At 40.9% G+C, this 10,241-nt stretch carries 12 protein-coding genes; 6 read left to right on the forward strand and 6 right to left on the reverse strand.

Annotation, left to right across the window (positions count from 1 at the left end; translation table 11 throughout):
- Positions 1–188 precede the first annotated feature (188 nt).
- Both CWB85_RS20635 and CWB85_RS20640 read right to left on the reverse strand, forming a co-directional pair.
- Positions 189–488, reverse strand: a complete 300-nt coding sequence (locus CWB85_RS20635; protein WP_138555913.1) for a DUF3301 domain-containing protein — start codon at positions 486–488, stop codon at positions 189–191.
- The gene (locus CWB85_RS20640) at positions 489–1,517 is read right to left on the reverse strand and encodes a DUF3549 family protein (RefSeq protein WP_016707737.1); all 1,029 of its coding nucleotides are present in this window, start codon (positions 1,515–1,517) and stop codon (positions 489–491) included.
- A 103-nt stretch (positions 1,518–1,620) separates the two neighbouring features.
- Here CWB85_RS20640 and CWB85_RS20645 point away from each other — a divergent pair, with 103 nt between their 5' ends.
- From CWB85_RS20645 to CWB85_RS20655, 3 genes are read left to right on the forward strand one after another with little or no spacing between them, the layout of a single operon-like run.
- Positions 1,621–1,941: a YqcC family protein gene (locus CWB85_RS20645; protein WP_016707736.1), complete on the forward strand. Its 321-nt coding sequence runs from the start codon at positions 1,621–1,623 to the stop codon at positions 1,939–1,941.
- Entirely contained in the window at positions 1,934–2,698 is a 765-nt protein-coding gene (gene truC, locus CWB85_RS20650; protein ID WP_016707735.1) for a tRNA pseudouridine(65) synthase TruC, read from the forward strand. Before CWB85_RS20645 ends, truC begins: the two co-directional genes overlap by 8 nt.
- Positions 2,698–3,147 carry a flavodoxin gene (locus tag CWB85_RS20655; RefSeq protein WP_016707734.1) on the forward strand — a complete coding sequence of 150 codons (450 nt, stop codon included), beginning with the start codon at positions 2,698–2,700 and terminating at the stop codon, positions 3,145–3,147. The genes truC and CWB85_RS20655 overlap by 1 nt, the downstream gene beginning before the upstream one ends.
- Positions 3,148–3,200: 53 nt before the next feature.
- On the opposite strand, the gene CWB85_RS20660 is transcribed toward CWB85_RS20655, so the two are convergent.
- Positions 3,201–4,787 (reverse strand): LysM peptidoglycan-binding domain-containing protein, encoded by a 1,587-nt coding sequence (locus CWB85_RS20660; RefSeq protein WP_016707733.1) that lies wholly within the window; start codon positions 4,785–4,787, stop codon positions 3,201–3,203.
- 195 nt (positions 4,788–4,982) lie between these two features.
- A complete protein-coding gene (gene gloB / locus CWB85_RS20665) occupies positions 4,983–5,768 on the reverse strand; it encodes a hydroxyacylglutathione hydrolase (protein ID WP_016707732.1) in 786 nt (261 codons plus the stop codon).
- A gap of 52 nt (positions 5,769–5,820) precedes the next feature.
- Here gloB and CWB85_RS20670 point away from each other — a divergent pair, with 52 nt between their 5' ends.
- Entirely contained in the window at positions 5,821–6,579 is a 759-nt protein-coding gene (locus tag CWB85_RS20670) for a class I SAM-dependent methyltransferase (RefSeq protein ID WP_016707731.1), read from the forward strand.
- Here CWB85_RS20670 and CWB85_RS20675 read toward each other — a convergent pair.
- A complete protein-coding gene (locus CWB85_RS20675) occupies positions 6,550–7,413 on the reverse strand; it encodes an MBL fold metallo-hydrolase (protein ID WP_029216067.1) in 864 nt (287 codons plus the stop codon). The two genes, CWB85_RS20670 and CWB85_RS20675, sit on opposite strands and share 30 nt — an antisense overlap.
- A gap of 85 nt (positions 7,414–7,498) precedes the next feature.
- Positions 7,499–7,966 carry a ribonuclease HI gene (gene rnhA, locus CWB85_RS20680; RefSeq protein WP_016707728.1) on the reverse strand — a complete coding sequence of 156 codons (468 nt, stop codon included), beginning with the start codon at positions 7,964–7,966 and terminating at the stop codon, positions 7,499–7,501.
- A gap of 68 nt (positions 7,967–8,034) precedes the next feature.
- On the opposite strand from rnhA, the gene dnaQ reads away from it, so the two are divergent.
- Both dnaQ and CWB85_RS20690 read left to right on the forward strand, forming a co-directional pair.
- Entirely contained in the window at positions 8,035–8,739 is a 705-nt protein-coding gene (gene dnaQ / locus CWB85_RS20685; protein ID WP_016707727.1) for a DNA polymerase III subunit epsilon, read from the forward strand.
- 41 nt (positions 8,740–8,780) lie between these two features.
- Positions 8,781–10,124 carry a TIGR03503 family protein gene (locus CWB85_RS20690; protein ID WP_167337197.1) on the forward strand — a complete coding sequence of 448 codons (1,344 nt, stop codon included), beginning with the start codon at positions 8,781–8,783 and terminating at the stop codon, positions 10,122–10,124.
- Positions 10,125–10,241 lie beyond the last annotated feature (117 nt).

Here is a 10,241-nt window from a genome sequence, read left to right on the forward strand (position 1 = left end):
TGTACGACTGCATGGATGCAGGAGGTAGAGCAATGCAGGAGCAATTGCCGAGAACAACTACATGTCAAAATTTATGCCTTGTTATCACGTCATTTATCTGTCGCTATAAATGGTCAGTAACTTAACACGATTGGTATAACAGCCTCTCGCAAAGCTATTTCTAACTTTCTAACTTTCTAATTTTCTAACTAGATCTTATGCGGCGGCACAACTACGCTTTTTAGCATTTCATTTTCCATCAAGAGTACGCCTTGGTAGACACTTTCACCATCACTGGAAAATTCAAAAATAAACTCGCTCTTAATTCCTGGTTTGCCGTTTTTTAACAAGCCAAAGCGGCGTTTAATACAGGCAACACTCATTAACTGTACTTGCAGCTGCTCACTTTGTCGTTTGGCGTGAGCGTTCGCGGCTTCAGCTACTTTACGATTAAGCCAAAATAGATAAATAACCGCACCAATGATAATGAATGTCCACAAACTTGCCATTTACGAGAATAACCTTCCAATTGCGCGGGCGAGGGTTTCGCTGCGATTTTCTTTACGTAGTAAACCTAGTAAGTGCGGGCGAATACTGGGTATTGCAACTAAATCTGCGAAAATACTTGGGAAAAGTTCTGCAATTTGTTGCTGGTGGGCGCAGTTATCCATAAAAATATGTAACCGCTCAGGATCGCAGAGTAAGTTAAAACATCGGCCTGCGATTGTTTGCAGCACATCTGCATCGGTGGCTAGGTCTGATTGCAAAAGTGCATCTACGAGTTGAGCGGTCAATGGTTGCGCTTGCGCTTTGGACATTGCTCGTAAGGCACAGCACAGCGCTAATGTATCTTTTTGCGCAATGGCTTGTTTCGCGTAACTTAATAGTAGCTCGCTTAACACGGGGGGGATTTCAACATGTTCAAGCATGGCGCTTAATGGTTGTAGTACCTCTGCTGGTAGTTGCGGCCAAGCATTTTGTAACGCAGCTAGGTTTTTATCATCATCTAAGCGCACGGCAAAATCAGCAATGCCTTGTACTGCAACACTTTGCCAGTTATCAAATCCGAGTTTGCCACTAAAATATAATTGGCTGTATTCGTAATATTGTGAAGCTGGTTGTTTTAACAGCACTTTTAATTGTGCATTAAAAGCGGCTAATTTATTGGCATTAGGTGTAAATACGTAAGGGTTATTATCAAGCTTACCATCAGCTTGGCTGCCGGTTAAATCATTACCAATGGCTTCAATGACCATATTGGCAAAATGGTCACGGCTTGCGCAAACTAACTTACTTTGCTCATCAACCGGAAATTTTAAGAACCAAACAAATGGCTCACTACTGGCTTTGCTATCCCAAAATTGAATTGCTAACCATGCATGGCCTGCCAGTGGAAAAGGATAAGGTATTTGGGCTTGCTCTATCGCTAAGAACTGCTTTTTATCTAGCTTAGTTATGTGTCTGCCAATATCAAACGCGCGCCATGTGGTGCCTGCGTTATCAAGTAGTTGCCCTAAAGTTGCGATTTGCTCGGTCATAGTGATCCACTGGTTTTTACTGCAAAATTCGGTAAATTATACGCCATAGCAGGCAATGAGGGAACAGGGTATAATTAGTCAATATTTATAACAGCAGGTGGTTATGTACCAACAGTTACAAGCGTATCTAACGCAACTTGAAGTCTTATTACGACAACATCAGCTCTGGCAAGAACAGCCTATAGATGCACAAGCATTAAACTCAACAATGCCGTTTTGTCACGACACAATGGCGTTTGAGCAATGGCTGCAATTCGTATTTATTGAGAAAATGGATGCACTGGTTACGCATAAGCTACCTCTACCAAGTAATTTTGCAATTGCGCCAATGGCTGAACTAATGTTTGCAAATAAAGAGGGTGGAGCACACGTGATAAAACTATTGCAAGAATTAGACAGTGTATTTGGACAATCAGATGAATGAACGCCCTGAACCAATTGAGTTTGGTGAGCTTGATATTTTGTATCGCGATGAAAACTATATAGCGATTAATAAGCCTTCCGGTTTACTTGTACACCGCTCATTTTTAGATAAGCACGAAACACAATTTGCGATGCAAATGTTGCGTGATCAAATAGGTCAGCATGTGTTTCCTGTGCACCGTTTAGATAGACCTACCTCAGGTGTATTACTGTTTGCACTAAGTTCAGAAGCTGCGCGGGATATTAATCAGTTATTTATCGATAACCAAATTTCTAAACGTTATTTGGCACTTGTACGTGGTTTTGCACCTGAGTCGGTATTTTTAGATAAGCCACTTAAAGAAGAGCTGGATAAAATTGCAGATAAGTTTGCTGATCAAAATAAAGCTGCACAAGAGGCACAAACTCAGTTTAACTGTTTGCATCAAGCTACCTTAGCTATCCCAATTGGAAAGTACCCAACAGTGCGATATTCGTTGGTGGAGTGTTTTCCTAAAACAGGGCGTAAACATCAAATTCGTAGGCACTTAAAACATTTATCACTGCCTATAATTGGTGATGTAAATCATGGTGATAATCAACATAACCAGTTTTTTAGAGAGCACTTTGCACTGCGCCGATTAATGTTATTTGCAACTGAACTTAATTTTGTGCACCCTTATACGCAGCAATCGATCAATATTAAAGCGCCACTAGGTGAAGCAATGCTCGCTATTTGCCAACAACTTGGCTGGCCAAATACAGAAAAGGATTATTAATGGCAACTATTAGTATATTTGTAGGCAGTGTCTATGGCGGTGCTGAGCGTTTAAGTGACGAGGTTATTGACACGATTGAGCACTCTGAGCATCAAGCTAAGCTGATAAGCTCGCCAACTCTTGACGATATAAAGTCGGCCAGTCATATTTTAGTGATCACCTCTACAACGGGGCAGGGCGATATTCCTGATAATTTAGCACCGTTATATGCCCAGCTTAATAGTCAATTTCCTATGTTGACAGGTAAGCCTTACGGGATTATAGCTATGGGTGATCGTAGTTATGGCGATACCTTTTGTGGTGCAGGGCGCAGTTTTGACGAGTTATTTCGGGATTTACAGGCAAAGCCTGTGGGCCATCGTTTAGAGATTGATGCATGTGAAGACTTTGAGCCTTGGCCTGTGACAGAACCATGGTTAAAGCAGTGGCTTACTAAAATTCCAGAATAAGGACAATAAAAAAGAGCGTATACGCTCTTTTTTATTGCTTGTATTATTTGTACTTAGGTGCTTTTTACATCGACTTTAAGTTTTAACTTTTGCCCAGGCTGTAAGTACTTTTGACCTGCGAGGTTATTCCACTTAATAATATCGTTAACGCTTAAGTTAAATTTATCGGCAATGCGTGCGAGCGAGTCACCACGACGTACTTTATAAGTGATTGTACGGTTGCTGCTGATCAAAGCGGTTTGTGGATTGCTTGCTGTTTTATAAACCGTTAACTTTTGTCCTAAGCGTAATACACTGTTCTTTTTAAGTTTGTTCCATTTTGCCAGTTCATTAATGGTCACGTCATACTCTCGGCTAATATCCCATAAGGTATCACCGCTTTTCACCGTGTGAGAGAGCTTTTTTTGGCTGTTTTTGTTCGCCGCTAGACGGACTTGCTCAGGTAAGTGTTCGCTATTAATTGCACCATCACTCAATGGTACTAACAATTGTTGGCCAACACGTATGGTATTTGACTTTAGTTTGTTGAGAGATTTAATTGCACTGGTACTGGTGGCAAACTTTTTCGCTATTACCGATAAGCTATCGCCGTTGGCAACAATATATTGTTGCCAACGAAGGCGATCTTTAAGCGCTGTTTTTGCAAGCGTACTTTGAAATTGCTCAACTTTATCTACCGGTAATAATAAAAAATGTGGCCCATTTGGATCGGTTGCCCAGCGATTAAAGCCTGGGTTTAAACGGTAAAGTTCAGTCAAGCTGATATCTGCCATTTGAGCTGCTAATGCCAGATCAATTTGTGAACCAATATCAACGGCTTCGACAACTTGTGCATTGATAATTGGGTTCCATGTTAAGCCAAATTCATCGGCGCGATTCAATAGATCGGACAGAGCGAGTAATCTAGGTACATAGGCGGTGGTTTCGCTTGGCAAATCAAGCGACCAAAAATCGGTTGGTAAATGTTTTTTGCGATTCTTTTTTATCGCTCGTAATAAACGACCTTCACCTGAGTTATAAGCAGCAATCGCGTTAAGCCAATCACCATCTAAGGTTTTATGTAAATAAGATAAGTAATCTAATGCGGCACGGGTTGATTGCACAATGTCGCGACGACCGTCGTACCACCAGTTTTGCTTTAAATCAAAACGCTCACCAGTTTGCGGCATAAATTGCCAAATACCCGATGCACTGCGATTTGAATAGCCAAATGGATCAAAGGCACTTTCTACAATCGGAAGTAGTGCAATCTCAATCGGCATATTACGCTTTTCAACCTCTTCTACAATAAAATGTAGGTAAGGCTCAGCACGTTTTGAAATGCGATCTAAGTAAGCTTGGTGCTTTGCATAATAATTACGCTCAGCAACCACAGGGCGATTTTGTGGCACATCAATTGATAATTGGTAACGAATGCGCTCCCATACATCATCAAAAACTGGTGGTGCTTCATCTACTTCATTCACTTGCAAGTATTGCGCATTGATCATCAGTGCTTCACTGATTTCGCTAGGGCTTGCACCTTCAAGCTGCGATTGGCGGGCTTGATTGGCTATTGCGTCGTCGGATTGTGTTGATGTCAATGTTTGACAACCACTTAGCACCAATGCCAAGGTTAAAACGAGAGGAGATTTATTCATAAATACCAATACATCAGGTAAAAAACTCGGCGAATACTACCCGTAATGAGTACGTATTACCACTTTATGACCGTTTTAAATATGCAATAATGCTGTAATTTATTAGTTAACTAAATAATATATTTAGACTTATTAACTTGAACGTTAGTTAATAATTTTTTACCTACGGTTTGTCTAACGTTCAGGTTTATTACACTAAAAATGATCTTTCCAAGCCCTAAGACCTGCAAAGTTTTGCCAAGGTTCATTATTTTGTAATGTGTTTTTTGTAAATGAATTATATTGGTCGGGTAAGTGTTGCACGATCCCTGCTATATCACTGCGCATAAAAGGGTTGATTTTTAATTCTAACGCGAGCGTGCTTGGCAAAGTGATTTTATTATTTTTGCGTTGCTCATCGACCCACTGCGCATACGCAATTAAATCGCGGTTGTTAGGTTCAACGGCCAATGCAAAGGCCAAATTTGCTTGCGTGTATTCATGGGTACAATAAATTTCGCACGCCAGTGGTAGTCTTTTTAATTTATCAAAAGAGCACTGCATTTGCTCTGCGGTGCCCTCAAATAAGCGCCCACAGCCTCCACTAAATAATGTATCACCAGTAAAAGCAAGCGCAGGATTGATATAGCAAATATGATCCAAGGTATGCCCTGGGGTGGTGATAACTGTAAACTCAGTATCAAGGACAGTGATCACATCACCTTCAGTGAGTGTTTTGGTGATCCCTTTAAATGGACTATTAACAGGCCCGTAGACTTCAATGTCGGCAAATTCCTCTCGTAAACTATTCACGCCATCAGTATGGTCGTAATGATGGTGAGTAATTAAAATTCCCTCAAGCGTTAAGCCTGCCTGAGCTAAATATTTTAGTACGGGCTCTGCTTGGCCTGGATCAACCACCCAAGCAGCAGAGCTGTCTGGCTTGCTGATACACCAAATATAATTATCTGAAAAGGCTTTAATTGCTTTGACTTGCACCATGTGACTTTGCTCTATAAAGTGACGATATTAGATAGTATAACGAGCTCAGCGTATGAAACCAGCCCTTAGTTTTCAAGAAGGACCCAAACCACTGTCGTGGCAAGAGTTTCCTCATGGTGACTATTTACGTAGTGATATAGAACGTAAAATAGATAAGTGGTTACCACGTATGTTTGGTTATCACATGCTAAAACTAGGAAATCTCAGTGGTGAACTCAATACCAGTAAAAGCACCATAAAACATCAAGTGTGTGTCGCAGAATCAGGGCCATTTACTGGTGTGATTGCAGATATTGATGAACTCCCTTTTTACGAGCACAGTGTTGATGCATGTATTTTAAGTCATTGCTTAGAATATCACTCTGATCCACATCATATATTACGTGAAGCGCATCGCACTTTGATCCCTGGTGGTTATATGGTGATCACCGGTTTTAATCCATTTAGCTTGTGCGGCTTGGCGCAATTACTGCCTTTTAGTGGCCAAAAGTTACCTTGGACAGGGCGCTTTTTTACCCCTGCACGGGTGAAAGATTGGCTTAATTTATTGGGTTTTGAAATTGTTAGTGATGAGCGTTTTATTTATTCATCCCTTGCACGGGGAAATCGTTTGTCACGATTTGCGCCATGGCGACGCTTCACTAAACAATATTTAAAACCGATGGGCAGTGTGTATATGCTAGTTGCACGCAAGCGAGTCGCCCCTTTAACACCAATCAAACCCAAATGGCATGCTCGGCCTCAATTTGCGCCAGTCAAAGGTGCTGGGTTACGGCAAACTTCAAAGCAGCACCGTGAGCGGGATAGTTAAATAACGTTGCGCATTGTGCTGTACTTGCGGTAATTGCCCTGCGCGAATATTCATTTGTATTGCTGGATGAAGTAAAGCAGGGACATTAAGAGAGGCATCACGTGTTTGACGAGTAGATATATAATCTTGCTCAGTACTTTGTAGATGAATATTATTTTTGCGCTGCTGTGCAACCGTAGTTCTATTAGCTAACTGGCGACCATTGGGTTGATAGTCATGGCACATCCACAAAGTAGTTTGATCTGGTAATGCTAATATCCGTTGTAATGAGTCATATAATTGTTTGGCGCTGCCGCCCGGAAAATCACAACGAGCAGTGCCGCTATCGGGCATAAAGAAGGTATCACCTACAAATAAATTACCTTCTACTAAATAGCATACGCTATCAGGGGTATGTCCAGGTGTTGCGATCACTGTAACTCTCAGCTCACCAAGCATAAAGTGCTCGTTATCGTTAAAAAGTCGTTCAAACTGGCTGCCATCACACGGCATGTCAATATCATATAAGCGGCTAAAGTGTTGTTGTACTTGTGTTATTTTACTACCTGTTGCAAGTTTACATGGATGGCTAGAGCCTAACTGCTGTTTGATATAACTTGCTGCAGTGATGTGATCGGCATGAGCGTGGCTTTCTAAAATCCACTCAAGTATTAGCTCGTTTTCAGCTATGTGATGAATAATGTCATTGGCGGTTTTAAAGCTTAATACGCCGCTGGCAACGTTAAAGTCTGCAACGCTATCAATTAACATCGCTGTCTTCGTAAGACGGCAAGAAACTAAATAAGTAAAAGTCGCACTTTGTTGATGAAAAAAAGACTCGACTAGAATAGACATTAAACAACTCCATTATATGATATAGCTAAATCTTATATCATATAACTTAATTGTAAAATAGTTTGTGCTGAACTAAATAAGTTGATTACTCAGGTTTATAGCCTTCATCGACAAGTAAGTTTTTACTGCCGGCTGCATCACGGGCTAAATCATCAACAATTTCGTTGTATTTATTGCCACTGTGACCTTTTACCCATTTCCATGTGATGGTATGACGGGCGCAAGCTTCGTCAAGGCGTTTCCATAAATCGACATTTTTAACTGGTTTTTTGGCTGCTGTTTTCCAGCCGCGCTTTTTCCAGTTTGTAAGCCAAGATTCAATGCCTTGCTTTACATATTGGCTGTCAGTGGTGAGGTTTATCTCACAAGGACGGTTTAAACTTTCAAGTGCAACAATAGCTGCGAGCATTTCCATGCGGTTATTGGTGGTGAGGGTGTAACCTTGGCTTAATTTTTTTTCGTGGCCATTATAAAGCATAAAAATACCATAACCGCCGGGTCCTGGGTTACCTAAACATGAACCATCGGTGTAAATCTCTACGGTTTTTTGCACTGTTTTCCCTTGATCTTATGTACAATAAAGTAATTATAGAAAGATACCAGAGTCAGGTTAAATTCGATATGGCACGTAGACAAATAGTTTTAGATACAGAAACCACCGGCATCGACCCTAAACAAGGGCATCGTATTATTGAAATCGGCTGCGTGGAATTAGTTAATCGCCGTTTAACTGGCAATAACTTTCACGTTTATATTAATCCGCAACGTAAAAGTGAAGAAGAAGCTATTGATGTTCACGGTATCACTAACGAGTTTTTACGTGATAAACCGTTATTTCATCAGATTGCTCAAGAGTTTCTCGACTATATTAAAGGGGCGGAGCTCGTCATTCATAATGCGCCGTTTGATGTTGGGCATATAGATAATGAATTTGCGTTACTTAATCAAGGCTACCAAAAAACGCATGATTACTGCCAAGTTCTCGACACTCTCACTATGGCGCGTGACTTGCATCCAGGTCAAAAGAACAACCTTGATGCGTTATGTCGTCGTTATGATGTAGATAACACTAAACGTACCTTACACGGCGCGTTACTGGATTCTGAGATCTTAGCCGACGTTTATTTAGCCATGACGGGTGGGCAAGTAAAGCTCAATCTTAATCAACATAAAAGTCAAGGCAGCGAGCAACAGCAAAAAGAGTTGCGTCGTTTAAATCCAAACCGTCCACCATTGGTTGTATTACATGCCAGTAGTGATGAGCAACTGGCTCATGAAGAACGATTAAATCTAGTCGGTAGCCAATGTTTATGGCGTGCCGAATAAGGCAAAACATGAAAAGCATACTGTTAGCTGTGTGCTTGGTAATGATGTTACCAAGCACCAGTCGTGCAACAAGCGAAGATAAAATAACCTTATTGCAGCGTGATGGGCAGCAAAATGAAATTCCATTATTGGAAAATCGTTTTCGTATCGACTATAAGGTTGATGAAATCACCTTGCTGTTTTTTCGCAAACCAGGGGCACCAGCGGTCGTTTTAGTTAAACCTGACGGCAGTAAATACTATGCTACGTCAGCAAGAAAAGATGACAATTTACAGTGGTTTGATGAAATCAGCTATGACTTGATCACCATTAAGAAGCCAATGCCGGGACCATGGCAAGTAGTAGGTAGTATTTTACCGAAGAGTAGAATTGTGGTGTTAGGCGAAGTAGAGCTGCAAGTGGAGCCGTTGCCTTCGTTACTGTTTCGTGGTGAGACAGTTAAAATTACGGGACAAATATTAAATGATGGGCAACCAATAAACACCGGCCTGTTTCGTGATGTAGTGAGCTTACATGTTGATTTTATAAGTACTAATAACAGTGATTTTGCTAATTTTGGTGCGGGTACTCACAATGTTGCAGAATTCAAAGATGATGGGCGTGGTTTTGATGAACGCCCCAAAGACGGTATTTTTACTGGCGAATTTAAATTAGTTTTCCCCGCAGGGCAGTGGCAGCCCGAGCTTTATATTGAAACCCCATTATTAAAGCGCACTGTCGTACAAGATATTTTAGAAGTTAAAGAGCCTCCTTTTAGCTATAGCATTGCACTTGCTGAGGATGACATCGAAGAGCATCAATTAACGATTACCCTTGATAAGCAAATAGTGCAACCAGAGACGGTTTTGATCCAAGGTAAAATCTATTACCCCAATAATGAAGAACAAATGTTTACCCTTGAAGCTAATACCAGCTTAACTCGTGAATTAGCAATTAAAAATTATGATTGGGGAAGATACAGTGTTGAGTTGTCTGTTTTTGGCACTAATATTAATGGCCGTGAATTTATGGCAACACTCCCCACCTATAAGTTTGAAATTGAGCGACCAATTGAAGTGGTGCCTGAATTAGCAGCACCCATTATCAGCGAGGCTGAGCAACAAGCAATACAAAAAGCGGCAAAAGAAGCTGAAGCAATGGCAACAATAACTTTGATAAGCTTAATTGTGGGTGGAAATCTTCTGATTTTGTTAATTGGGTGGTTAGCTATTCGTGTCTTTGTTCAGAAAAAGTCACTCATACCAAAAATTAAGCTACCATTTTTGCAGAAAAAAACAGCAACTGATAAAGAGCCAGATGCAGGCGAAAAAAATGAAGTTGGCAAAAATGGCTCAAAAAGTGACAAATCAGGTGAAATTTTAAACCTTTCGATGTCAGATGACTAAAAAACCTGTAAAAAAACAAAAAAGCCCTTGACGAAGTAGGGGCTGATTCGTATTATTCACGCCGCTGCAAAGGGAGACCTAAGCAGAAAACGAAAATGCGGAGTGGTAGTTCAGTTG

This window comes from Pseudoalteromonas sp. S1727, assembly GCF_005886375.1.
Lineage (GTDB): Bacteria > Pseudomonadota > Gammaproteobacteria > Enterobacterales > Alteromonadaceae > Pseudoalteromonas > Pseudoalteromonas haloplanktis.

Coding starts and splice junctions, on each gene's coding strand:
- CWB85_RS20640 (WP_016707737.1), bottom strand. CDS start 1,517: ATGACCGAGCAAATCGCAACTTTAGGGCAACTACTTGATAACGCAGGC.
- CWB85_RS20635 (WP_138555913.1), bottom strand. CDS start 488: ATGGCAAGTTTGTGGACATTCATTATCATTGGTGCGGTTATTTATCTA.
- CWB85_RS20670 (WP_016707731.1), top strand. CDS start 5,821: ATGAAACCAGCCCTTAGTTTTCAAGAAGGACCCAAACCACTGTCGTGG.
- CWB85_RS20675 (WP_029216067.1), bottom strand. CDS start 7,413: ATGTCTATTCTAGTCGAGTCTTTTTTTCATCAACAAAGTGCGACTTTT.
- truC (WP_016707735.1), top strand. CDS start 1,934: ATGAATGAACGCCCTGAACCAATTGAGTTTGGTGAGCTTGATATTTTG.
- CWB85_RS20660 (WP_016707733.1), bottom strand. CDS start 4,787: ATGAATAAATCTCCTCTCGTTTTAACCTTGGCATTGGTGCTAAGTGGT.
- dnaQ (WP_016707727.1), top strand. CDS start 8,035: ATGGCACGTAGACAAATAGTTTTAGATACAGAAACCACCGGCATCGAC.
- CWB85_RS20655 (WP_016707734.1), top strand. CDS start 2,698: ATGGCAACTATTAGTATATTTGTAGGCAGTGTCTATGGCGGTGCTGAG.
- CWB85_RS20690 (WP_167337197.1), top strand. CDS start 8,781: ATGATGTTACCAAGCACCAGTCGTGCAACAAGCGAAGATAAAATAACC.
- CWB85_RS20645 (WP_016707736.1), top strand. CDS start 1,621: ATGTACCAACAGTTACAAGCGTATCTAACGCAACTTGAAGTCTTATTA.
- gloB (WP_016707732.1), bottom strand. CDS start 5,768: ATGGTGCAAGTCAAAGCAATTAAAGCCTTTTCAGATAATTATATTTGG.